The organism is Christiangramia lutea (assembly GCF_022489035.1).
Taxonomy (GTDB): Bacteria; Bacteroidota; Bacteroidia; order Flavobacteriales; family Flavobacteriaceae; genus Christiangramia; species Christiangramia lutea.
On record NZ_JAKVTV010000001.1, the window covers coordinates 588588 to 612205 of the forward strand.

A 23618-nucleotide genomic window follows, 5' to 3' on the forward strand; every position below is an offset into this window, starting at 1 on the left:
TGCCAATTATGGATTCATTAACCCAGATAGTATTAGGAGCAGCCGTTGGCGAAGCCGTACTTGGTAAGAAAGTAGGTAATAAGGCAATGCTTTATGGAGCAATTGCCGGTACCATTCCAGATCTTGACACATTTGTCGGCAATTTTTTCGATACCATTACGGCTATCGAGATTCATCGCGGCTTTTCACATTCCATCGTATTTGCAGTACTTTTCGCTCCTGTTTTTGGCTGGATCATTTCAAAGATCGAATCAAATTCCTCGGCTACCTGGAAAAACTGGTCCTGGCTTATGTTCTGGGGATTGTTCACCCATCCCTTGCTCGACGCCCACACTACCTGGGGAACTCAATTATTCTGGCCTTTAGACCTACGATTGGCCTATAAGAATATTTTTGTGATAGATCCGCTCTACACTTTGCCATTTTTGGTTTTTCTTATCATGTCGATGCGATTGAAAAGGTCTAATCCAAAACGAAGAAAATATAACCGTTTAGGACTTATCATTAGCAGTGTCTATTTACTAATGGTCACTCCGGCTCTAAAATTCTATACTTTTCAGAAATTTGAAAATGCTCTGGAAAATCAGAATATTTCCTACGAACGAATGGACACGAGGCCGACTCCGCTGAATTCCATCCTTTGGACGGCCAATATTGAAACTGAAGATGCCTTCCTAATTGGTAACTATTCAATTTTCGACTCACAGCCAATTGAATATTACTCTGTGCCGAAGAATTATTCTCTGGCCAAGCCAATAGAAAATGATCCTAATCTTGAAAGGTTGAAGAAAATCAGTGAAGGCTGGTACACATTCTCAGAAAATAATGGAGACTTGTATTTTAACGATCTTAGATTCGGGACTATGGATATTGAAGATCCTGATTCCGAATTTATATTCAGCTACAAATTAACCAAGGAGCACGGTGAATTGACCGCTACCGAAACTGAAAAGGAAATGACCGATGCCAAAAACCTTCTACCGAGACTTTGGGCGCGCATCCTGGGTAATTAATTATTAAAAACGTCATTCTGAACTTGTTTCAGAATCTCCAATTTTGAGACCCTGAACTGAATTCAGGGTGACGAATTTGAGATTATTCTGAACCTAAAGTTTTTACAATTATTATATTTAGGGAAAATTCAGTTTATGCGAGCCCTACCGGCGTTTCTTGCCATTTTCATACTTTGTTCAAGTTCAGTATTTGCACAAAAAGATTCAATAGCTCTTGAAAAGATCATTAACAAATTCCAGAATCATAAAGCTTATGACCGCGAAGAGTATCCATTGGGACTTTACACGGAAGCATTTTATGAAAGTGAAGCCGATTTTGCTGAAGAGCTCCTTCAGGAATTAAATGAACTTGAATATTCTGAACTCTCTGAAACTCAAATGATCTCGGCAGATCTTCTGAAATATGACCTGAAGAACACAGTGAAAACTTATGAATTCAAGGCCTATCTGAATCCGCTTCTATCTGATTCCGGATTTCACCTCAGCCTTAATTATCAAATCCGTGACCTGAACAATTATGAACAGGTAAAAGCTTATTTAAATAAACTAAATGCGATACCTACTTATGTTGATCAGCATTTTAAACTTTTACGTGAAGGTTTAAAAAAGGGAATCACGCAACCGGTGGTGATCTTCGAAGGTTATGAGAGTACATATGACAGTCAGATCGTTGATAATTATAAGGAAAGTTATTTCTATCAGCCTTTCGAGAATCTACCTTCCAGCCTCTCTGAAAAACAAAAGGACTCAGTTTTAACAGCGGCTGAAAAAGCGATCACTAAAAATGTGATCCCTGAATTCATGCGTATAAAAAAATTCTTTGAGACTGAATATCTCCCGAAAACCAGAAAATCTTTAGGAGTTTCAGAAACTTCAAATGGCGAGGAATATTACGATTATTTGCTGGAGTATTACACAACCTTGGATATGAGTGCCGATGAGGTTCATAAAATTGGGCTATCTGAAGTGGAGCGCATCAATAAGGAAATGCGAAAAATAATGGCTGAAACTGATTTTGAAGGCACATTTTCAGAATTTTTTGATTTTCTAAGAACTGACGAACAGTTCTATGCTCAAACGCCTGAAGAATTACTTATGTTCGCCAGGGATATTGCCAAAAGAATAGATGCTAAATTACCGGCTTATTTTACCAAACTTCCGAGAAAACCTTATGGAGTGGCCGAAGTTCCAGCCGCTATTGCTCCAAAATATACTACGGGAAGATATATTGGAGCTTCAGATGAAACCCAACCTGGCTATTACTGGGTGAATACTTATGATCTACCCAGCAGACCAAAATATGTATTACCATCACTTACAGCACATGAAGCCGTTCCCGGACATCATTTACAGATCTCTCTGAACAATGAGCTTAGCGAGGAAATTCCTGAATTCAGGAGGAATTTTTATATCTCTGCTTTCGGAGAAGGCTGGGGATTATATTCAGAATTCCTGGCAGAAGAAATGGGTATTTATCGTAATCCCTATGAGATCTTTGGAAAACTAACTTATGAGCAATGGCGTGCCTGCAGATTAGTTGTTGATACGAGCATCCATGCTTTGGGCTGGACACGTGAACAGGCGGTTGATTTTATGAAAAAGAATACTGCCCTATCCATTCATGAAATAAACACCGAAGTAGACCGCTATATTTCCTGGCCCGGCCAGGCGGTTTCTTACAAGATCGGGGAATTAAAGATTAGAGAACTCAGAAAAAAAGCCGAAGAAGCCTTAGGCGGAAATTTCGATATTAGGAAGTTCCATGAGGTGATCCTGGAAGAAGGTGTGGTCACTTTACCAATACTGGAAGAAAGGGTGATGGATTATATCAATTCCAAGTCCGATCTGGAAAAGTAATTTCTGATTATTAACAGCCCAGGCTGACTTTAGATTATCTTAGCAGCCAAATTACCAAGTATGACCTTAGAACAAAGCTTAAGACAGCGTAGCGATTCCACCTGTGAATTATGCGGAAATAACGACAATCTGAATGTCTATGAGATACCAGATTCTCCTGAGGAAGTTCTTCTAAACAGTATTCTTATCTGTGATATCTGCAACGACCAGATCGAAGATCCTGAAAAGATAGAAGCTAATCACTGGCGCTGTTTAAATGATTCTATGTGGAGTACCGTACCTGCAGTTCAGGTGATGGCCTGGAGAATGTTATCCAGATTAAAAGCTGAAGGCTGGCCGCAGGATCTCCTGGACATGATGTATATGGCAGATGAAGTTAAGGATTGGGCAAAAGCTGGAATTCAGGAAGAGAAAGCTGAAAATGCTATAATTCACAAAGACAGCAACGGGGCGGTGATCGAAGCTGGTGATACCGTTGTACTTATCAAAGATCTTAATGTAAAAGGATCCAGTCTTACTGCAAAACGTGGAACAGCAGTAAGAAGAGTTTCGCTTGTTCACGATAATGCTGAACAGATCGAAGGTAAAGTAGAAGGTCAGCAGATCGTGATCCTCACTAAATTCGTTAAAAAAGTGTAGACTCAATTGAAAATTGAGAAGGGATAATTGATAATTATTCACAGAGATCCTGAAACAAGTTCAGGATGACGTGACAAAATTATATTATGCGTCAAGGTGAACTTGTTTCAGCTTCTCATTTTAAGACCCGAAATATGAATTCTGGGTGACGCTAAGCATTTTAAAGTCATTTCGAAGAAGCAACGCGACTGAGAAATCTAATATCAAAACAAATTTCTCCCAAAACCTGTACTGAGCGAAGTCGAAGTAGTCGAAAAAACTATGATAAAATTTAGCTAAAAAGCAACTATGGAATCACAACCCAATAATCTTTTACACGGAGTAAATCTGGCCACGATCGTTGAAAAACTTCATGATCATTATGGCTGGGAAGGACTGGCCGACAGGATCAACATCAATTGCTTTAAAAGCAATCCCTCGGTAAAATCCAGTCTGAAATTTCTTCGAAGAACTCCCTGGGCCCGGGAAAAGGTTGAAAGGCTTTATTTGAAGACGGATTTCAGATAGAAGAGATCCTGAATCAAGTTCAGGATGACCTGCTAAAATGATCTAGCGCGTCAAGCTGAACTTGTTTCAGCTTCTCATCTTTAGACCCTGAAATAAATTCAGGGTGACGTTTATGGCCATAAATTCATTTCGAAGAAGTGAAACGACTGAGAAATCTCTCGATCAATAGATTTCTCCCTACGGTCGAAATGACAAAAGATTCTGAATCAAGTTCAGGATTTATAAAAATTAACTTTCAAGTCGTCAAGCTGAACTTTTTTCAGCTTTTCAAAAGATAAAAAACAAAAAAAGCCCGGCGATTGCCGGGCTTTTTTTGTTTCAGAAAAGAAGTCTTACATCTCTGCTTCAACAGCTTCTTCTTTAGTTTCTTTCTTTTCAGTTAAAAAACTAAAGTTCTTAGCATAATCCATCATCTGCTTTTCGAAAGATTCAGGTTGAGTCACTTTTATCGCAGTGATCTCTCCATTCTCATCCATTTCAGGAACAAGAACAGGATTAATGAATCCGCTGTATGGAGCCGACTTGAATTTCGCATTTCTTTCAAGAACTTCCTTATGTAGTTTCTGGTCTACTTTTACTCCGTAGTTTTCTACAAGATTCCTAGCAGCTTCGTAATCACCTTCAGATTTGATTCTCTGAGTCTCTTTTAGAAGCTCTCCAAAAAGTTCTCTTAATTTCTGGTAATCCTTGATATCGTAATACGTTTTACCATCCTTTTCAACTTTTTCAATAACTCCTTCTTCCTTTCCTTTTTCAAAAACCCATGCACTCACCCACTGGCGGTTTCTCATATGAGCCTCTTCAACATCATCACCAAGCTCCAATCTTACTAATTGAGTTACGAGTCCGTTTCGGATATAATCATTATACGCAGCTTTTCCAAGCTCATCAGCATTATCAGTTAGTCCAAGTTCTTCAAGTTTTGGATCCATCAGGTAATAAAGCCCAACGAGATCTGCACGTCCTTCTTCCAGGGTAGAAGCGTAACTTTTCAAAGTTTCCTTTGTGGTACCAACACCCTGGTTTAATTGACCAGATGCATGACCAACCACTTCGTGAAGTGCTGTATGAAGTTTATCTGCCTGATTTCCATATTTTTCTGAAAGAGCAATTTCTTCTTCGTCATGAGCGAATTCCTTCAACTTATCGGTACCTCCGGCGTTCTCATAAGCGTTTATGATATTACCAAGAGATACAGATTTACTTCCATGAGCTTTTCTGATCCAACTTGAATTAGGAAGATTCACCCCGATTGGTGTACTTGGAGAAGCATCTCCAGCCTCACCCGCAACGATCACGGTTTTGTACGTAACACCTACTACTGAATCCTTCTTATGCTCATCCATAATTGGAGAATTATCTTCGAACCACTGAACGTTCTTTTCTACTACGCTCATTTTCTCAGACATATCAAAATCCTTGATCTGGATAATGCTTTCGTAAGAACCAGTGTATCCTTTAGGATCATTATATACTTCGATGAAAGAGTTGATATAATCGATGTTTCCTTCAGTAGCTTCTACCCAGGCAACGTTATAATCATCCCATGTTTGAAGATCTCCGGTTTTGTAATATTCGATCAAAAGACCTAAAGCGTTCGCCTGCTTTTCATTTTCAGCAACTCCTTTTGCTTTTTCCAGCCAGCCAACGATCTCATCGATAGCCTCACCGTAAAGCCCACCACTCTTATAAACTTTTTCTACTAGCTTTCCATTTTCCTTCACCAGTTTGGTATTAATTCCGAAAGCGAGTGGTTTTTCAGGATTCGGAGATTTCTTGTTCGCATAGAATGCATCCACCTCCGCGGCGGTTACCTCTTCGCCATACATATTTACCGCAGAACCTTTGATAAGTCCATCAGCTTCATTAAGATTTACTTTTTTAGCATCTTTCTCATTAAAGATTACTTCGTATGCTTCACCAGTTAAATCGGTATTGGTTTCCTTCAATAAAGTGTCGAAATACTCCTTGCTGAATTCCGGCTTCAACTTAGCGTTTGAATAATGATGGTGAATACCATTGCTAAACCATACTCTTTTCAGGTAAGTTTCGAAAGCATCCCAATCTTCTCCCGATTTCTCTCCTTCATAATTCGCATAGATATTCTCCAATGCCTCACGAATTTTAAGGTTATGCCGATAGTTCTGATCCCAGATAATATCACGTCCTGACAGTCCGGCCTGAGTTAGATAGTAAACCAGTTTTTGCTCTTTAAGGCTTAAGTTTTCCCATCCCGGGATCTGATAACGCAGAATCTTAAGATCTGCAAATTCATCAGCTTTAAAATTGAAATCTTCCTGTGAAGTTTTTTCTGTCTTAGCCATATCTGCCTCTTTTTTATCCTCGTTACAGGACACAAAAGAAAGCGCTGTAGCTAACAAACAGGTGCTTAATATTTTGTTCATATTGTTAAAAAATTTGAGGCGCTAAGATATAAAATCGGGGAATCAATTCTTAAAAAAACTGATTCCCCGGTTTTTATAAATTTCGGATGTCATTTCGAAGGCGCGAAGCAACTTAGAAATCTAATTCTTCCAAGAGATTTCTCCCTGCAGTCGAAATGACTTTTTACTCTAATATTATTTTTTTCGTCAAGCTGAACTTGGTTCATCTTCTCCACTTAAAGACCCTGAAATGAAATCAGGGTGACGTTTTATAGGACTATTTTTTACTCATCTCGGTAAAATGCTTATAGAACCACGGAATGGTTTCAATTCCTTTCAGGTAATTCCAAATCCCGAAATGTTCATTTGGGGAGTGTATCGCATCGGTATCCAGACCGAAGCCCATTAAGATGATCTTGCTTTCCAGCTCTTTTTCGAATAAGGAAACGATAGGAATACTTCCACCACTTCTCTGCGGAATAGGTATCTTACCAAAAGTCTCTTCATAAGCAGCACTAGCTGCCTGGTACCCAATAGTATCTATTGGGGTTACGTATGGATAACCACCATGATGAGGTTTCACCTCTACTATTACAGAATCTGGTGCAAGGCTTTCAAAGTGTTTCTTAAATAATTCAGTGATCTCTTTCCAGTCCTGGTTTGGAACCAAACGCATGGAGATCTTGGCATATGCTTTGGAAGGAAGAACCGTCTTTGCCCCTTCTCCAATATATCCTCCCCACATTCCATTCACATCTAAAGTAGGTCTTATAGACCCTCTTTCAAGCGTAGAATAGCCTTTTTCACCATGCACATCCTTTATGTCCAGTTTCTCTTTGTACTCCTTCAAGCTGAAAGGTGCTTCAGCCATTTTCGCTCGCTCTTCATCGCTAAGGTTCTTTACATTATCATAAAAACCTGGAATGGTGATATGGTTGTTTTCATCGGTTAATTGAGCGATCATCTGGCTTAGAATATTCAACGGATTCGCTACCGCACCGCCATATAATCCTGAATGCAGATCACGGTTTGCCCCGGTAACTTCAACTTCCACATATGAAAGTCCGCGAAGTCCGGTAGTGATAGAAGGAGTATCTTTAGAGATCATTCCAGTATCTGAAATAAGAATAACATCGTTCTGTAGTTTCTCTTTATTCTCCTTGATAAACCAGTCCAGATGTTCGCTCCCAACTTCCTCTTCACCTTCGATCATGAATTTCACATTACAAGGTAGCTCATCGTTTTTGGTCATATATTCCAATGCCTTAACATGCATATACATCTGGCCCTTATCGTCACAGGAACCTCTGGCATAGATTGCTCCTTCCGGGTGAATTTTGGTTTCCTTGATCACCGGTTCAAAAGGTGGCGAATTCCAAAGATCTAACGGATCTGGCGGCTGCACATCATAATGTCCATAAACCAGTACCGTGGGAAGATTTTTATCTATAATTTTTTCAGCGTATACAACGGGATGACCAGGCGTAGGAGAAACTTCTGCCATATCGCATCCAGCTTCCAGAAGCCTGGCTTTTACCGCATCAGCAGCTTTCAGCATATCTCCTTTATATGCAGGATCGGCTGAAATGGATGGGATCTTTAAAAGATCTACCAGTTCATCCAGAAACCTGTCCTTATTTTTTTCTAAATATTCTTTGATTGAATCCATGAATTTAATTTCAAGTTTGCGTAAAGTTACTAAGTTCTCTTTGGAAAACTATAATCGAATTCCTGTCTCTTTCTTAAGCAGAAGCCAAAATTTTTCGGGTTTTCTAAAAAAATTATAATTGCAGGAAAAACTGAAAATCAACATGTTGAAAATATCGGTTTTTACAGCCCGTTTTTTTCGGTAATTTTTTTGAATATTTTCTTCGATCACTGTTTGAAATTTAAAAACTATAATTATATTTGCACCCGCTTAGGTAATTAAGCAGGTATCACAACGAGTCCTAAGTGTTGTGAAACTTAAAATGCGGGCGTGGTGGAATTGGTAGACACGCTAGACTTAGGATCTAGTGCCGCGAGGTGTGAAGGTTCGAGTCCTTTCGCCCGCACGAAAAAAGCCGACTTTTTTAAGTCGGCTTTTTTATTTTACGGAATTATGAACTAAGAAAGTCTATTCCGAAAAATCAGGGTTTTCACCCAAATCATTTCCTACAACAAAAATCTAAATTTAAGGTCTCTACTTAAGCTCCTGATTAAAATTTACCCCCGGTTTACCTGAAAAAAGAACAACCAATCTTTTTTTTAAACCAATAAATGATGAAAAATTTCCAATTGAGGCTATTATGCTTCCTATTTTCTGCGCTGCTAATATCAGCCTGCAGCGGGGAAGACAATAATGCAATTGAAACTAACCAAACCGAAGAATTAGTCAATCTTTCCTTAAATATTAGCCTGATGGACCTAAACCGGGGCCAGGTAACGAAACAGGAAAATGGAGAATTCCCAGAATGTATCGTAGCAACGCCATATTATGTAGAAATATGCATAATGCAGGACGATGTTGAAGTTGTAGGTAAAATGGACGACCCTTTCAGAATAGACCTGGCTCCAAACCAGATGTTTACTCAGAATGTTCCTGAGATGGAGCTGCCAGCGGGATCCTATACTTTAGAATATTGTTCAGTATATGCCGAGGACGGAACTATTCTTTGCCTTGCTCCTAGAATAGACAGTCCAATGGCATTATTATCTGATGCTCCCATGCCAATGGCCATCAACCTAATTGCCGGAACCAAACCGTTCCCCGACGTACCTGTTTTTTGTATTGAAGACAGGGAAGTAAATGAATTCGGATATTTACTTTTCGATATTGAACCCACCATAGTTCGAAACTTCTGCTTTTTCGCCAATTATTGCAGTGACAGTGGCCGTCATTACCCGGCAAGATATTCAGTAGAAATATCTGTGGAAGGAGAAATCATTTATAATGATATTGTAAGTAATACTGGTGAGTATGAAGAAGGAAAATACTTTGCAGATCCGGTTTGCCTGGAGCTACCTGTTAAATTGGATTATGAAGAAGCTGAAGCATACATAAATTACAAACTTACCTTATTACCCTGGGACGATGTCTATGAAATTGACGAAGAAATTGAGATTTCTGGCAGCCTAAGCCGTGCAGATATTGAGGAGCATTTGGGTGAAGATGGAAATATTGAATATGAGCATATCTTTTTTAATTGTCAGGACTGAATATTGAAAGTCCCTTAATATTTTTGTACGGGATTCGGGTAAAGCTGCCCGGATTCTTCTGCTCATTTATTGTTCTGAACATGCTAATAATTGCCTTCCAGAAATTAACAATCCGGCTCTTTCCTTGTAATTTTTGTACTTTCAGCTTCAAATCCCGGTAACATGAAAATTCTTCCAGCAGGCGTTCTCAAGCCTGGTTATTTTATTGCAGCCTTGTTTTTTCTTAATTGTCTTTTGATTTATCCACAGTCTGAAAAAGAAGACCTGCCAAATGTAGTATTTATACTTGCCGATGATGTAGGTTATGCCGACCTGGGAATTGATGGAGGTACCGTTCCCACTCCCAATATTGATAGCCTGGCGAGAATGGGGATGCGATTTACCGATGCACATTCACCTGCCGCCCTTTGCGCACCTTCAAGGTTTAGCCTGCTTACCGGAAGTTATCCATATAGGAATGGCAGACCCGGCGGTTCATGGGATATAAATAATAGCTCTGGATTTAGTGCTAATGGAGATCGAACAAATGCCGGCAGGCACGTAACTGTTGCCGAGATCATGCAAAATGCAGGTTATAAAACTGCCTTTTTCGGAAAGATGCACCTGGGAGGGATTGTATACGATACACTCGGAAACGTGATCACCCAAAAGAATAAGATAAACTCCATGGAATATAGTCGCGGTGTTGATGATGGCCTAAACGAACATGGCTTCGATTACTGGCTAGGTTTGCTAAGCGGAATTCAGCATGAACCATATGCTTATTTCGAGAATGGAAATTACAAACCTATTGATCCTGAAAATCCGGCTACGAATGAAAGCACAAGACTACTAAAAGATGGATTTTATAAGGTTAGCGGAAATGGACTTTCTGAAATTGTTGAAGCTGCAAGGGTTCCCGCTCGCGGGGATGAAGATTATGATTCCAGCCAGGCCGGTATCATTCTGTCAAACGGAGCGGTTGATTTTATAGATAGACATATTCAGGAAAATGAAGAAAACGGCTCTGAAAAACCTTTTCTACTCTACTATTCTTCCCAGGCTATTCACGTTCCCCACTCACCTCCTTTCGATTTTGATGGTGATCCTGAAACCATTGATGAACAGGTTTACGGTAAAACGGGAGCCATGACCTCAGATGTTCTTTATGAACTCGATCTGCAAGTCGGCAAAATAATGGATAAGCTGAAAGATGAAGGCATCCTTGAAAACACTCTCATTATTTTTACAAGTGATAACGGAGCCCTCTGGCCCAGGATTACTCATTATGGCAACGCTTCCCACGACAACAACGGTCCTTTAAGGGATTACAAGGCATCGATTTACGAAGGTGGTCACCGAGTACCCTTCATTGCAAAATGGGGAGATGGCACGGAAAAAGGATCGGTTATCAAACCCGGCAGCATTTCAGATCAAACGATAGTTGGGCACGACTGGGTGGCAACCATGTATGAATTAACCGCTCAGAACATGGAAGAAGACCAGGCAAAAGACAGTTCCTCACTTTTACCGATACTTACCGGAAAACAATCTGAAAATGACTCGCTTCATGAATTCATCCTATATCAGGCAGGTTTTGCCAGGGACGGTGCGATTAGAGAAGGCGATCTGGTATTAATGGTTGACAGAGAGAATGAAGCTACAGAACTTTATGATCTTTCCAACGACCTGGGACAGGACAATAACCTGATAGAAAAACCGGAATTCCAGGAAACCATAAAGCGACTAAAGGCTAAATTCCTGAAGTATAACGATCACGATAATGATACAGTTGAACCAAGAACTACTAAAGCCTTCAGTATAAAATAGCCTAATCCAGATATACGGTTTTACCGGTCCTGGAGCTTTCCAAAGCTGCTCCAAGGATACGCATCACGATCATGTTGTTTTCCAGAGAACTTAAATCGTATTTTTCCAAGTTAACTTCATTCCTGATCACTGCTCTAAATAAAGAAAATGGATCGTTGAAGGGATATTCCCTTTCCTTTAGCTGAAAATTCTTTTCATTAAACCCATCATATCCTTCTGCAATTCTAAGTCTGAGATCATTGCGATTATCGGCATAGACTACACCATCAAGACCATAGATCTCCATGTCCTTTCTGCCAATTGGCCAATTCCATGATGCCTGTATCAGGGCATTGGAATCACCATAATCAAGGATAATAATAGCCTCGTCGTCTACCTTTGGATTATTCTCCTTTTGCAACTGCTGGGTGAAGGCCGTTACTGCTTTCGGAGTTTGCCCATGCTTTAACCAGGTCATCAAATTAGCGCCGTAACATCCAAAATCCATCAGGGCTCCAGCTCCATTCTCCTTTGGGTCTAGCAACCAATCCAGAAACTCCTTATTGATCCCAAGTTTTTTAGGTCCGCGATGACCGTCCCTAACAATTACTTTTTTCAATTCACCAATCTTTCCCTTTTTTATGATTTCCCTGGCTTTGTGATTGGTAGGATACCAGGTAGTTTCATAATTAGTTAAGAGGTGAATGTTGTGTTCTTCGGCAAGCTTCTGCATTTTTTCAGCGTGATCCAGGTTAACCGCCAGTGGCTTTTCCACCATCACGTGGACGCCTTCCGGAGCAAAGGTTTCCACTATCTCTAGATGATCGTATATTGTTCCAAATGCAGCAACGGCCTCAGGTTTAGTTTCGGCAAGGAATTCTTCCATAGAATTAAAAACCAGATCCATGGAATATCCATACTTTTTAGAATATCGTTTAGCCAGTTCCTGGTCTGGCTCAACGATGCCAACGATCTCAACATCGCCAATATCTTCTCTACCCAGGATCCAGTGTACATGAGTATGAGTTAAACCAATTACTCCTAATTTCAGTGGATCTTCTTTAGTTTGAGAATTAATATTGGAAATCATGGTTAGGCTTGCAAAAAGAAATAGGACTATTTTACATCTCATGTGCATTACTCTAAGTGAATAGATTTTTCTTTACTGAAAAGTGTTTTTCTAAATTCAGCAGGTTTTTTATCATTCAGTAATTCAAGATCACCCTTTATTTTCATCACTTCTGAAAAATGCTTTTCTCTCAGTTCGAACTCCGGATGGTTGGTATAGGTCGTTATCAATATAAAACTGATAGGATAATCTTCAGTTGCTTCTGTTTTTAGCATTTGAAAGGAATAAATATACCCTTTATCTAGCGCAATCTCCCTTAGTTTTTTCCAATTATTTTCATAGTAAAAAGCTGCTTCGGCATGGTTCCCATTCAATATTTCAACAAAATCCAGGGTTGAAATCTTTTCTTCTTTTTGGGCTAAACAGTTAAATCCACAAATTAGAGTGAACAATAGTATAATCCTCTTCATTTGAAATTTGATTTTGTAAGGAATCAGGAATATATTAAATACCGGAACATCCAATTTATAAAAACATCAACTATTTTAGGGCAGTTATAATCAGATCTCTAACACCAGCCTTATTTGAAGGATTTTTTACGAAATTCACTGCTTTTAACTTCATTTGATTTTCTTTTAGTGCCTCCACCAGGTATCCTGCTTCATGATAGTTTATATATAATTCTTCATCTGCCGATTCTGAACCTTCATAACCCGATTTTTCATTAGGTGCTTCCATCGTACTTATGAAAAGAACGCCATCCTTTTTTAAAATATTACTACACTTTTCAATAAAAGAGAGAGACTCATTTTTACTAAGGTAGGGCAGAAAAAAAGCGGCCACGACCCCATCATATTTTTCTCTAAGCCGAAATAACTCACGTCCATCTAAAACCTTAAATTGAGCAAATGGATTATTTTTCCGGGCCAGGTTCACCATATTCCTTGAAATATCGATGCCCTGAATTTCAAGGTCTTCTCGCTTTTCTAAAAGATAGCTACTAACATTTCCAGGACCGCAGCCAACATCCAGAATTTTCCTCTTTCCCGGTTCTATTTGTTGAAGAAATACGTCTAAATATTCAGCATACAATGAAACATCCATATATTTCTTCTCATACTTTATGGCATATTTATTAAAAATCTGTTCTGTTTTCTGAATTGATTCCATTTAGAAAAAGAGTTTAATCAAATTTAGCATATAGACTAACACTCATATATCACTCATTTACAATTATTTGATTTAATTTCATATATTTAGTTGCTTTTTGGACTGAATAATCAAACTAACAGAACAAAAGCAAGACTTCCCCCTCTTCATACCGCTGATTGTCATGATCAGTTTATTATTCCTGCTTTTTTAAAGAACTAACTAAATTCAACCAATTATGAGAATCAAGACTTTTTTTCTATTAAGCCTGAGTTTTTTTCTTTTTTCTTCCGTCACGTATGCACAGCAAATTATTGAATTAACGATCTTGGTGGAAACCAATACCATTACCCAGGATAATATCCCTGAAACATGTCGCTTTGAAAATCAACCTGAAGATACAAGTATCCTCGATTATACCACATATGTTAGTATAGGTGATAAGGTAAAGTGGAGAATAAAACGTGCTGATGATAACAAAGGTTCTGTAAAGCTCGTGAAATATAAACACGGAACAGGCCCGAGTTTTTTTAACCAGGATTCAATTCCTGAAAAAAATGGAAAAATAGAGGGAACGATCGTTTTAGGATCTGAAAATGAGGTGGATAAATATGCCATTGAAATCATGGTGAAGAAAAAAGGAGAGAACGAGTGGGTAAATTACATCATAGACCCCAAACTTCAAATCAAAGCGAGGGAATAAGGCTATATGCATAAAATTGAAGGGCATAGAAAAATGGAAGTAAGAATTTTAGCAATTCTGCTTTTCTCCTGTTTTTTTTTCACTGAATCAGTTTTTTCACAAACTCTATCTGAAGCAGACAGCCTTGAAAGTATTTATGAGAATGGCAGCAAAGAGCAAAAGAAAGATTTGAAGCTGCTTAGGAATCTTGCAGGCAAAACGAATGAACCCAATAAGAAACTCAAATATTCCCGTGAGCTTATTGAGGAAAGTAAAAATAGAGGAATAGATACTACTTTATATTTTGGTTTTCTTCAAATTGGGAACGCCTATGTTTCTAAAGCCGATTACAGTAAAGCTCTGGACAATTATTTTAAAGCCTCCAATTATGCCAGAACCGATTCTGATGCTGGTATCATAAAATTAACCATTGCAGATGTATATTCTCTAACCAATAATTATGAAAGATCTGTGGGTTATTACGAGGAAGCAATCGAATATTTTAAAAAGGCCAATGATTCCCTTGCTTTAGGATCTGCATTATTTAATGCCGGAGATGGTTATTTAAAAGCTAATCAACTGGAAAAAGCAGAGAATTATATCATTGAAGCGGAAGATATATTCAACGCTATTAACTATTCTACTGGTATAGCATATTGCACTGGTACACTTGGGTTAATTTATGCAGAACAGGGGAAAAATGATGAAGCTGAAGAGAATATTCAAAAAGCCATACAATTGCTGGAAAAAGAAGAAGATTATTCTCCAATTAGTGAATTTCTAACAGGAATGGCCGAGATCTATACTGAAAAAGACCAGGATTCCATTGCCCTGGAATTTGCCTTCATAAGCCGGGATCTAGCAAAAAGCTACGGATTTAAAAACGAAATCATTCAGGCAAATCAAAAACTTGCACAAATTTATGAGAAAACTGGAAATATACCAGAGGCTTATAAATATTACAAGGAGTATATTTTTTACAGGGATAGTGTATTAAATGTGGAAACTGCCCAGAACATCGCCGGTTTAAGGGCAGATTATGAAGTGTCTCAGAAACAGGCAGAAATAGACCTGCTTTCAGAACAAAGAAGGAACCAGCAGATCCTGGTTATTTCTATTGCTGTAGTTACTGCCCTTATAGGTTTATTAGCCTTCGGCTTATTCCGCAGAAATCGTTACATAAACAGAACGAGCAGTATTATTGAGAAAGAAAGAAATAGAGCAGAACTTCTTCTTCTAAACATTCTACCGGAACAAACTGCCGAAGAATTGAAAAAAAACGGAAGGGTAAAAGCCAAAAAATTCGCCTCAGTTACCGTTTTATTTGCAGATTTTAAAAGGTTTACCCTGGTTGCTGAAAAGTTACCACCTGAAAGACTCATTAAAACGATCGATTATTATTTCTCCCAGTTTGACAAAATCACAGACAAATATGGAATTGAGAAGATCAAAACCATTGGCGACAGTTATATGGCAGTAGGCGGTTTACCATATCCATCTCACGATCACGCCACTAGAATGCTGCTAGCCGCATTTGAAATGACCGAATTCGTAAAGGAAACTAAAGAGAAATCATTGTTTGATGATGCCGATTTTGAGGTGCGAATTGGATTGAATTCCGGACCCGTGGTTGCCGGCGTGGTTGGTACTAAAAAATTCGCATACGACATCTGGGGTGACACCGTAAATATTGCGGCAAGAATGGAATCTCATTCAGAAATAGGAAGGATCAATATTTCTGAAAATACCTATGACCTGATTAAAGATGAGTTTGAATGTGAGTACCGCGGAAAAGTAGAGGTGAAAAATCAAAGGATACTAAAGATGTATTACGTAAATGCCGTAAAGGAAGGCGTTAGAAAAAAGGCTGTTTAGATCATTTAAGGAAATAATTGGCCTTCTCAGCATATTTTATTCCGACCTTACCCTGGATTTCCTGGTTTTTCCATCAACCATAAATCTACCAGTGATCGTCCAGCCTATGCCAAGACCAATAAGCATTCCAGACAGTAAATGAACACCAGTTCTTTCAAAAAAATAACCAAGAAGAATTCCCGTGATAATACTTCCTACTCCCAGGATTCGCACTTTATTCATGATTTCTCATTTAAAGGTCCTCTACTAAAAAATGCGGAGTAGGGATAGCATTGTTAGATTAAGACCAGATTTGGATGTTAAACATAAAAATTAATTCTTGAATTCATCAGGATTAAAGCAACTTTTCGACAAAACACGCTGTTTTAACAAATGTTGACTATTTGCTTCTGAATTCCGGTTTCATATAATGATTATTATTCGGTCTTAAACTCATCCATTTTTGAAAGCCTGTACATAAGGATAGCCGCTCTTTTTGCCTGGACGGCAACTTTATCGATATTTCCTGTTTCATTTACCGTATGATTATTTGCACCGCTCAATCCAAGGCCATCGACGGCCATCTTTACGTGGCCCGAAGTGAAGGAAATATCAGCTGCCCCGGCATTTCTTGGGTTAACCGCATACACTTCACCAAAACCAAGATCCTGGCTTATTTTGTCATAAAACTCCAATATCTTTAAAGATCCATCTGTTTTAGCCAGCGGAGGGTAACCAGCATCGTCAAAGCTTAGTTCTGCTTTAGTTTGAGGATAGTTATCTGAAACTATATTTTGCATTATTTTCTTAGCCTTATCTAATTGTTGTAAAGACACTGCCCGGATATCTCCCCTAACGATCGTTCTTTCTGCAACTACATTGGTTTTTCCCAATGCAGAGCCCCCGGTTTCATCCTTTTTCAGGTCTACCGAGGTTCCGCCAAGAATAAACCCCGGATTAAAGGTGAGATTTTCTTCTTTAGCTAATTCCTGATAAAATCCAGTCAAAATCCTGGAGGCTTCATAAATTGCACCTGTTCCTACTCTATCTGTAAAAACCTGTGAAGAGTGAGCTGGATTCCCGGTGACTTCCAACTTCCAACTAGTAGATCCCCTTCTGGCCACCACTATAGTTTCATGTTTTCCATCGCCATTTTCAAACCCTAAAGCGACATCTGCACGTTTTGCTGCATCAACAAGGTCTTTTTTGGAAAGCTGTAAAGGATCTCCACTCTTTTCTTCATCTCCCGTCATCACGATTTCAATAGACATCTCATCAAGTAGACCGGCATCTTTTAAAGCTCGCATGGCAAGGATGATTATAACGTCGCCACCTTTCATGTCTCCTACACCGGGACCTTTCATAACCGTATCATTTTCCATAGAAGAATCCTGAAAAGGACTATCCAGTTCAAAGACAGTATCCAGGTGACCAATTAACAAGAGTTTCAAACCAGGTTCTCCTATATGCGTCGCTATCAAATGACCTGCTCTGCCATAGGCTTCACCTGAAGTTATTTCTGTTTTAAACCCAAGTTTATCCAGTTCTGCTTTAAAAAGATTTCCAACTTTCCGAACCCCCTCAAAATTCATGGTACCGCTGTTAATATTTACCGATTTTTCAAGTAATTCGAGAGCAGCCTTTTCATTTTCATCAATAGATTGAACGATCTTCTCTTCATTTTTATCCAGCTGAGCAGTTAAAAAGAATGGTGAGACAAATAACAAAAAGGCAAAGAATCCCTTTATTTTCATAAACCAGTTTTTTAATTTCTGCTCTAATTTACAAAAAACACCTTCTAATTTTTATGGGCGTCAATTTGTTCTTTGAATTTCAATTTATCATCAATATGCAAGGCTATAATTTTAAAATTCTTCCTTTTACCATAAAGGCTGGTCAAAGTTTCCTCTTTCTTTAAGTGAAGGATGATATTATGACTTTCCAGGTTACCAAGTAAGGATAATTTTGCAGTATCAGAGTCTAATTCAATATCCCTGCTGGAAATTTCTACGGTAACTATATTTTTCAGATCTATCACTGTTTCTTTCATAATCCCATAATTCAAAAATAATTTCTTATCAACTATATAAACAGGCCTTTTCGAAAGGGAACGGGTAAAACCAAACAACTGCATGATCGAATACAGCCCTAAAACAGTTAAAATTAATGCCAAAGTCTCATTCCACATTGCCAGTAAAATATGTAACACAACTGTTTCAACGAGAATAAGGAATATAATAGCCGAAAAAAGAGCGATGGAACCGCTTTCTTTATGATAATGAAATTCATGATCTTTCAGGTCTCTTTTTCTCCAGTTAAAAAATCCGTAATAGAATACAGCCATCTCTGTTACCATTGGAATTACAAGTGGTGCCGGAAAAATTTCTTTACAGGATTTCTTCAAAACGTTGTAAAAATCAGCATTCTCCTGGTTATTACTTCTGTAAATCTTTAAAGCCAAATACACTTTATGAACTACGAAGCCTAAAACAAAAACTTCAGCAACAGGAATCCCCCAGGTTTTAAAGAGGTCAAGAAAATATTGATTTTCAGCAGGTATAATGAATTTACAGATAATTAATCCCAGGATCATTATAGGAAGAATCGTTGTTTTAGGGATCTTCGTTTTTCTTATCAAAAGGAAATATAAAAACGGAATCAATATTAACAGGTCAAAAGTGAGGCCTATAGAAAGAAGGTCTGCGTTTTCCCTGAATCCTGCTACGGCGGTTAAGAAAACCAAACAGGTGATCAAAAATAGGGGGAGGAAAAAAATTAAAAATGTATGTTTTGAAGATGTAGCTCTCAGCATACCTATAGAGTATTTAATCTTTAGCTATAAGACGTCTTACTTCTTAAATGTTACACGTTGATTCCCATTAATTTACCCTTAGCTCATCTTTCATAAAATGATTTATATACCCGGCGATCTCCTCACCTTTTTCCTCCTGTAAAAAGTGACCGGCATTCCTGATAATGATCTTTTCTTGTTCTGAACTTGAAGGAATCAATTTATAGAAGAATTTTTCCATTCCACTGAAAACCCTGTCCTTATCTGAAAACATTACCAAAGCAGGCTTATTCCATTTTGAAAGGGTCTCCCTGGCTTTCAGCAATCTGTCAACTCCTTCTGCATCTGGCCTGGAAGGTACAAGTTGGGGAAAAGCCCTTGCTGAATCTTTATATTTTTTATTTGGAAAAGGCGCATTATAAGCTCCAACAACCTCTTTAGGTAATTTTACTACGGTCCCAAACTGGACAATATCACCAATGGGAATAGACGGATGATATTTTGAAAACCACTGCCATAATTTAAAAAACCAGGGAAGATTCTTTCCTTTCGGTAGAAACGTGTTCATGACTACTACCCTTTTAAACCTTTCCGGGTATTCCCCTAACAGGCTCAATCCTAACAAACCTCCCCAATCCTGAACAACAAGAGTGATATCATTCAGTTCAAGTTTATCTATAAAGTTTTTCAGGGACCTAAAATGCAGATCGAAAGTATAATTCTTCCTGCCGACGATCTTATCAGATCTTCCAAACCCGATCATATCTGGAGCAATAAATCGATAATCGTTCAGGACCGGGATAAATTTTCGATATAGATAAGACCAGGTTGGTTCACCATGAAGGGCGAGGATAATTTCCCCGGAACCTTCATCTACATAATGCATTTGAAGGGAACCAAAATTCACATAATTTTCCTGGTATGGGAAATCAGTGATCGATTTAAATCTTTCCGGATCGGTTTGTAAAATTTCCATCTTCATTCGGTTTTTAGCAACAAGGCAACAATGGTAAGACGGTAAATTGAGGATCTAACTTATAGGCTTCAAGTTAAATAAATAATATGGAATTGAAATAACTACCTATTCATTACAATTTAGCAATTCCTGGAACTTACTATAGAACAGCCCAAGATGATAACCATCCATCAAGGCATGGTGTACATGAACCGATACAGGCATAATCCTCCGATTATTTTCTGATGTCAGTTTCCCAAATGAAACCTTAGGGCAGCTGTCCTGAGAAGAATAGCTACGGGCATGGGAAAGGGAAGTAAATTTTAACCATGGAATGGCAGAATAATGAACTTCGTTCAAACGAACCTTCTCCAGCATTAATCCCCTTCCAGACCTGATTCGTTGAATCTCCTTTTCTGCATTCATTAAAAACCTGGAAATATCTTCATCATATATGATATGTGAAAAACCGAAGGTATTGTCTTCCCGACTTATCGTAGCCGAAGCATTGATTTTATCATAAATATAGACTTTCCCGTCGTCTATCCTGTACCTAAAAGCCTCAATTGAATTTACAGCTTTGGAAGCCAGATGTAAATAGTAGAGAAAAAATGAAATCTTCTCCTTTTTGCATCTTTCATATGCTTTAGTGCAATCTACATTCACTACCGATCCAAAGAATGGTTCTTCAAATTTGGAAAAAAATTCAAAATGCTCCTTTCGGTTCCAGGTAGAAATATCTAATTCGGTTCTCATTTCGGGCTTAAGATCTTCATTATTGAATGCACAAATCTACAGCATAATAATACTTCTGGAAATTTATAGACAAAATCCTTATAGAATAAAGGGGTTAGAATTATTGAAATTGAAATTTTGAAATTTCCGGTTTGCCTTAAGAAAAAAATCTATCAGCACGGAAACGCTAAGATTTTAAACTTAAATAGTTATTTTGCATATCAATTTTGGAAGCTATGAGAGCTATATTTGTTATACTTTTAGTGGTTTGTACTACCTTCTTGAGTGCCCAGAATGGCAAACCTCAGGACTATCTATCTTCTGAATTTCATAATAGCCGCCGGGAAGCACTTAGAGACAAAATGCCTGATAATTCCGTAGCAGTTTTTTTCGCGAATCCGGTAAGGAACAGGGCTAATGATGTAGATTATGTTTACCATCAGGATCCCGATTTTTATTACCTCACCGGTTATAAAGAACCCCATGCCGTCCTGGTCATCTTTTCTGAAAATCAAACCGACTCAAACGGTAAAACTTATGATGAGATATTATATGTTCAGGAAAAGAATGCCCGGGCTGAAATGTGGACCGGTTACAGGTTGGGAACAGAGGGAGCTAAGAATGAATTGGGTTTCGAAACCGTATTTAATGGTAAAGAATTTTTGAATAACAACATAGATTTTTCCAAGTTCGATAAGGTAATGCATAAACCATTTACGAATGACTATAGAGACACAAGAGATAAAGCCGACCTGGCAGGTTTGATCGAAAGTTTTAAAAATCAGGTTTACCTGGATAAAACTCCCGCGATTAGAAATGGCTCGATAAACGTGGAATTGAACCAGGAAGTAAGCACCAGTCCCGAGGTAAGGACAGACACCAAAAGCCTTAGAAATTTTATGGGAGAATTGAGACAAATCAAATCTCCTGAAGAGTTGAAATTGCTTAAGAAAGCAGTCCGTATTTCGGCCATGGGCCAGGTAGAAGTTATGAAAGCAATGCACCCTGGCATGTCTGAAACCGAGGTGCAAGGGTTGCACGAATATGTCTATAAAAAATATGGCAGTGAATATGAAGGTTATCCATCTATCGTTGGAGCAGGAAACAATGGATGTGTTTTGCATTATGTAGAGAATTCCAAAACAAAACTGGAAAATGACCTGGTCTTAATGGACCTTGGAGCTGAATATCATGGGTATACTGCCGATGTTACCAGAACCATTCCGGCCAATGGTAAATTCAGTGAAGAACAACGGGCTATATACGACCTTGTATATGAAGCTCAGGAAGCAGGTATCGCAGCAGCGAAGGTTGGAAACAATGCTTCAGATACTCATAAAGCCGGCCAGCAGATCATAAATCAGGGTTTATATGAACTGGGAATCATCAATTCTCCTGATGCCCAACATATGTATTTTCCTCATGGCACCTCGCATCATATTGGTTTGGATGTACACGACCTAAATACCGGTGGCAGCTTTGAACCTAATATGGTAATCACGGTTGAACCAGGAATATATATTCCCGAAGGCAGTGATTGTGATGAAAAATGGTGGGGAATAGCTGTTCGAATTGAAGACGATATCCTTATTACCGAGAACGGGCCTGTGAATTTATCTGCAGAAGCTCCACGGAAAGCTGATGAAATAGAGAAATTGATGGAACAGCCTTCGGTTTTTAACAATCTTGAATTACCTGAATTGAATTAATCTTTATCTGTTAATTCAGGCTGATGGTCTTATTGAAAATTTTATCGGCCTGGATCTTTATTCCAAGTGTAAACACGTCCTCATCAGCCACACCTATAGCATCTTCACTATTCGCAAAACGGAATTCACTGTAAATAAAAGTAAACCTGGATGGCCTGAATTCAAATCCTAATAAAACGTCCCGCGTTTTAAAATTTGCATTAAGTGGAAGGTCTTCCGCAATTCTTTCAATCTCTTCCAGATCTGGTTCATAATAATTATAGCCGGCAAGGATTCCAAATTTATTCCAATTATACCTGGCAAAGAATTCGAAACCGTAAGCATCAAATACAATGGTTGGACCCAAGCCGTCTTCCAGAGAAGCATCCCTAAAACCCCTTGTGAGATCACCATTTTCATGCTGGGTATAGATCGCGCTTAAACTCAATCCATCATTATCATAGGATAATCCTGCTCCAAAATACACGTGATCATCATTGTAACCCAGAATATTCAATTCCTCTACAAGCTCATCATTTACATAACTTCTGCTGAATGACACTCCGGCCTTGAGCATATCGATAATCTGCCACTGTAAACTAGCGCCAAATCCGTCTATAAAATTATTATTGATTGTATTTTTAGCTTGCAACTGCAATCCAAAACGCAAAGCACCAATGTCATTTCTGTAGATCAAGGCCTGGTCTGCCCTACCGGTACCACTAGCACCACCATCTGTTCCAGCAATAAAAGTTGAGGAACCACGGGCTCCAAAAACATTAAATTTATCTGTGTAGGAAGTGATATCATAAAAAACACTCCATTGTTTCCCTACCGAAATAGTACCGTATTTCCCCATTTTCAAGCCCATGTAGCCTAAGCGGGTATTAAAAACCTGGTTAGCCTGGTCATTCTGAATTATAAAGAATCCACTGGCATTATTACCATCGAAATTGAATTGAGAACTACTCTTAAATAAGTTGATACCCAGTTCTGCACCAAAAAAGAATTCATATTCCTTTTTTACAATACCTAATTGAAGGCCTATCCTGGAAGCGTTTTCCTGGAATTCAACCTCCTTATTGAAAATTGCAAAATGTCCTCTGAAACTTCCATAAGGATTAACCTTTATCTTTAAACTGTCTAATATTTCATTGTCTTGAGAAAAAACCTTCTGCGGATTCAAGAATGAAATCAAAAAACTAAAAAGAATAAATTTCAGCGTTCTCATAAAATGTTTTTAGACAAACCCATACAACTTAGCGGTTAAAATTCAGGGGTGGAGGCGATACTTCAGAGAGGTATAATT

20 protein-coding genes and 1 tRNA gene are annotated in these 23618 nt (G+C 38.4%); 10 read left to right on the top strand and 11 right to left on the bottom strand.

What is annotated here, in order from left to right; all coding sequences use genetic code 11:
• Positions 1-8: 8 nt before the first annotated feature.
• The 4 genes from ML462_RS02695 to ML462_RS02710 all read left to right on the top strand — a co-directional run bounded on the left by ML462_RS02695 (position 9) and on the right by ML462_RS02710 (position 4016).
• The gene (locus ML462_RS02695) at positions 9-1013 is read left to right on the top strand and encodes a metal-dependent hydrolase (protein ID WP_240712187.1); all 1005 of its coding nucleotides are present in this window, start codon (positions 9-11) and stop codon (positions 1011-1013) included.
• A 135-nt stretch (positions 1014-1148) separates the two neighbouring features.
• Entirely contained in the window at positions 1149-2870 is a 1722-nt protein-coding gene (locus ML462_RS02700) for a DUF885 domain-containing protein (RefSeq protein WP_240712188.1), read from the top strand.
• A 60-nt stretch (positions 2871-2930) separates the two neighbouring features.
• Positions 2931-3509, top strand: coding sequence for a PhnA domain-containing protein (locus tag ML462_RS02705; protein ID WP_240712189.1), 579 nt, complete (start codon positions 2931-2933; stop codon positions 3507-3509).
• A gap of 288 nt (positions 3510-3797) precedes the next feature.
• Positions 3798-4016 carry a VF530 family protein gene (locus ML462_RS02710; RefSeq protein ID WP_240712190.1) on the top strand — a complete coding sequence of 73 codons (219 nt, stop codon included), beginning with the start codon at positions 3798-3800 and terminating at the stop codon, positions 4014-4016.
• A 332-nt stretch (positions 4017-4348) separates the two neighbouring features.
• Here ML462_RS02710 and ML462_RS02715 read toward each other — a convergent pair whose 3' ends face one another.
• The gene (locus tag ML462_RS02715; protein WP_240712191.1) at positions 4349-6421 is read right to left on the bottom strand and encodes a dipeptidyl peptidase 3; all 2073 of its coding nucleotides are present in this window, start codon (positions 6419-6421) and stop codon (positions 4349-4351) included.
• Between the two features lie 256 nt (positions 6422-6677).
• Positions 6678-8069: a dipeptidase gene (locus ML462_RS02720; RefSeq protein ID WP_240712192.1), complete on the bottom strand. Its 1392-nt coding sequence runs from the start codon at positions 8067-8069 to the stop codon at positions 6678-6680.
• A 303-nt stretch (positions 8070-8372) separates the two neighbouring features.
• On the opposite strand from ML462_RS02720, the gene ML462_RS02725 reads away from it, so the two are divergent.
• The 3 genes from ML462_RS02725 (at position 8373) to ML462_RS02735 (ending at position 11407) form a co-directional block, all read left to right on the top strand.
• Positions 8373-8454, top strand: a tRNA-Leu gene (locus tag ML462_RS02725).
• A 205-nt stretch (positions 8455-8659) separates the two neighbouring features.
• The gene (locus tag ML462_RS02730) at positions 8660-9598 is read left to right on the top strand and encodes a hypothetical protein (RefSeq protein ID WP_240712193.1); all 939 of its coding nucleotides are present in this window, start codon (positions 8660-8662) and stop codon (positions 9596-9598) included.
• Between the two features lie 162 nt (positions 9599-9760).
• Positions 9761-11407 (top strand): sulfatase-like hydrolase/transferase, encoded by a 1647-nt coding sequence (locus ML462_RS02735; protein WP_240712194.1) that lies wholly within the window; start codon positions 9761-9763, stop codon positions 11405-11407.
• A gap of 1 nt (position 11408) precedes the next feature.
• On the opposite strand, the gene ML462_RS02740 is transcribed toward ML462_RS02735, so the two are convergent.
• The 3 genes from ML462_RS02740 to ML462_RS02750 form a co-directional block, all read right to left on the bottom strand.
• The gene (locus ML462_RS02740) at positions 11409-12518 is read right to left on the bottom strand and encodes a Gfo/Idh/MocA family protein (RefSeq protein WP_240712195.1); all 1110 of its coding nucleotides are present in this window, start codon (positions 12516-12518) and stop codon (positions 11409-11411) included.
• Between the two features lie 5 nt (positions 12519-12523).
• A complete protein-coding gene (locus ML462_RS02745; RefSeq protein ID WP_240712196.1) occupies positions 12524-12925 on the bottom strand; it encodes a hypothetical protein in 402 nt (133 codons plus the stop codon).
• A 70-nt stretch (positions 12926-12995) separates the two neighbouring features.
• Positions 12996-13625 (bottom strand): class I SAM-dependent DNA methyltransferase, encoded by a 630-nt coding sequence (locus ML462_RS02750; RefSeq protein WP_240712197.1) that lies wholly within the window; start codon positions 13623-13625, stop codon positions 12996-12998.
• Between the two features lie 217 nt (positions 13626-13842).
• Between ML462_RS02750 and ML462_RS02755 the strand changes: the two genes are divergently transcribed.
• Together ML462_RS02755 and ML462_RS02760 are read left to right on the top strand one after the other, a co-directional pair.
• Positions 13843-14307, top strand: a complete 465-nt coding sequence (locus ML462_RS02755) for a hypothetical protein (protein ID WP_240712198.1) — start codon at positions 13843-13845, stop codon at positions 14305-14307.
• 6 nt (positions 14308-14313) lie between these two features.
• Complete coding sequence (locus tag ML462_RS02760; RefSeq protein ID WP_240712199.1) at positions 14314-16161, top strand: adenylate/guanylate cyclase domain-containing protein; 1848 nt, start codon at positions 14314-14316, stop codon at positions 16159-16161.
• A 36-nt stretch (positions 16162-16197) separates the two neighbouring features.
• Here ML462_RS02760 and ML462_RS02765 read toward each other — a convergent pair whose 3' ends face one another.
• The 5 genes from ML462_RS02765 to ML462_RS02785 form a co-directional block, all read right to left on the bottom strand.
• Positions 16198-16383, bottom strand: a complete 186-nt coding sequence (locus ML462_RS02765; RefSeq protein WP_240712200.1) for a hypothetical protein — start codon at positions 16381-16383, stop codon at positions 16198-16200.
• Between the two features lie 194 nt (positions 16384-16577).
• Positions 16578-17894, bottom strand: a complete 1317-nt coding sequence (locus tag ML462_RS02770) for a M20/M25/M40 family metallo-hydrolase (RefSeq protein ID WP_240712201.1) — start codon at positions 17892-17894, stop codon at positions 16578-16580.
• 44 nt (positions 17895-17938) lie between these two features.
• The gene (locus ML462_RS02775) at positions 17939-18952 is read right to left on the bottom strand and encodes a hypothetical protein (protein ID WP_240712202.1); all 1014 of its coding nucleotides are present in this window, start codon (positions 18950-18952) and stop codon (positions 17939-17941) included.
• A gap of 67 nt (positions 18953-19019) precedes the next feature.
• Positions 19020-19907 (bottom strand): haloalkane dehalogenase, encoded by an 888-nt coding sequence (locus ML462_RS02780; protein WP_240712203.1) that lies wholly within the window; start codon positions 19905-19907, stop codon positions 19020-19022.
• Between the two features lie 105 nt (positions 19908-20012).
• Positions 20013-20642, bottom strand: coding sequence for a chloramphenicol acetyltransferase (locus ML462_RS02785; RefSeq protein ID WP_240712204.1), 630 nt, complete (start codon positions 20640-20642; stop codon positions 20013-20015).
• A gap of 215 nt (positions 20643-20857) precedes the next feature.
• On the opposite strand from ML462_RS02785, the gene ML462_RS02790 reads away from it, so the two are divergent.
• Entirely contained in the window at positions 20858-22330 is a 1473-nt protein-coding gene (locus tag ML462_RS02790; RefSeq protein WP_240712205.1) for an aminopeptidase P N-terminal domain-containing protein, read from the top strand.
• 10 nt (positions 22331-22340) lie between these two features.
• Here ML462_RS02790 and ML462_RS02795 read toward each other — a convergent pair whose 3' ends face one another.
• Positions 22341-23540 (bottom strand): porin, encoded by a 1200-nt coding sequence (locus ML462_RS02795; protein ID WP_240712206.1) that lies wholly within the window; start codon positions 23538-23540, stop codon positions 22341-22343.
• Positions 23541-23618: the final 78 nt, after the last annotated feature.

What these genes read in the sequence shown, in the direction of transcription:
- ML462_RS02695 (WP_240712187.1), top strand. Translation starts at nt 9, where the DNA reads ATGGATTCATTAACCCAGATAGTATTAGGAGCAGCCGTTGGCGAAGCC.
- ML462_RS02700 (WP_240712188.1), top strand. Translation starts at nt 1,149, where the DNA reads ATGCGAGCCCTACCGGCGTTTCTTGCCATTTTCATACTTTGTTCAAGT.
- ML462_RS02705 (WP_240712189.1), top strand. Translation starts at nt 2,931, where the DNA reads ATGACCTTAGAACAAAGCTTAAGACAGCGTAGCGATTCCACCTGTGAA.
- ML462_RS02710 (WP_240712190.1), top strand. Translation starts at nt 3,798, where the DNA reads ATGGAATCACAACCCAATAATCTTTTACACGGAGTAAATCTGGCCACG.
- ML462_RS02715 (WP_240712191.1), bottom strand. Translation starts at nt 6,421, where the DNA reads ATGAACAAAATATTAAGCACCTGTTTGTTAGCTACAGCGCTTTCTTTT.
- ML462_RS02720 (WP_240712192.1), bottom strand. Translation starts at nt 8,069, where the DNA reads ATGGATTCAATCAAAGAATATTTAGAAAAAAATAAGGACAGGTTTCTG.
- ML462_RS02730 (WP_240712193.1), top strand. Translation starts at nt 8,660, where the DNA reads ATGATGAAAAATTTCCAATTGAGGCTATTATGCTTCCTATTTTCTGCG.
- ML462_RS02735 (WP_240712194.1), top strand. Translation starts at nt 9,761, where the DNA reads ATGAAAATTCTTCCAGCAGGCGTTCTCAAGCCTGGTTATTTTATTGCA.
- ML462_RS02740 (WP_240712195.1), bottom strand. Translation starts at nt 12,518, where the DNA reads ATGAGATGTAAAATAGTCCTATTTCTTTTTGCAAGCCTAACCATGATT.
- ML462_RS02745 (WP_240712196.1), bottom strand. Translation starts at nt 12,925, where the DNA reads ATGAAGAGGATTATACTATTGTTCACTCTAATTTGTGGATTTAACTGT.
- ML462_RS02750 (WP_240712197.1), bottom strand. Translation starts at nt 13,625, where the DNA reads ATGGAATCAATTCAGAAAACAGAACAGATTTTTAATAAATATGCCATA.
- ML462_RS02755 (WP_240712198.1), top strand. Translation starts at nt 13,843, where the DNA reads ATGAGAATCAAGACTTTTTTTCTATTAAGCCTGAGTTTTTTTCTTTTT.
- ML462_RS02760 (WP_240712199.1), top strand. Translation starts at nt 14,314, where the DNA reads ATGCATAAAATTGAAGGGCATAGAAAAATGGAAGTAAGAATTTTAGCA.
- ML462_RS02765 (WP_240712200.1), bottom strand. Translation starts at nt 16,383, where the DNA reads ATGAATAAAGTGCGAATCCTGGGAGTAGGAAGTATTATCACGGGAATT.
- ML462_RS02770 (WP_240712201.1), bottom strand. Translation starts at nt 17,894, where the DNA reads ATGAAAATAAAGGGATTCTTTGCCTTTTTGTTATTTGTCTCACCATTC.
- ML462_RS02775 (WP_240712202.1), bottom strand. Translation starts at nt 18,952, where the DNA reads ATGCTGAGAGCTACATCTTCAAAACATACATTTTTAATTTTTTTCCTC.
- ML462_RS02780 (WP_240712203.1), bottom strand. Translation starts at nt 19,907, where the DNA reads ATGGAAATTTTACAAACCGATCCGGAAAGATTTAAATCGATCACTGAT.
- ML462_RS02785 (WP_240712204.1), bottom strand. Translation starts at nt 20,642, where the DNA reads ATGAGAACCGAATTAGATATTTCTACCTGGAACCGAAAGGAGCATTTT.
- ML462_RS02790 (WP_240712205.1), top strand. Translation starts at nt 20,858, where the DNA reads ATGAGAGCTATATTTGTTATACTTTTAGTGGTTTGTACTACCTTCTTG.
- ML462_RS02795 (WP_240712206.1), bottom strand. Translation starts at nt 23,540, where the DNA reads ATGAGAACGCTGAAATTTATTCTTTTTAGTTTTTTGATTTCATTCTTG.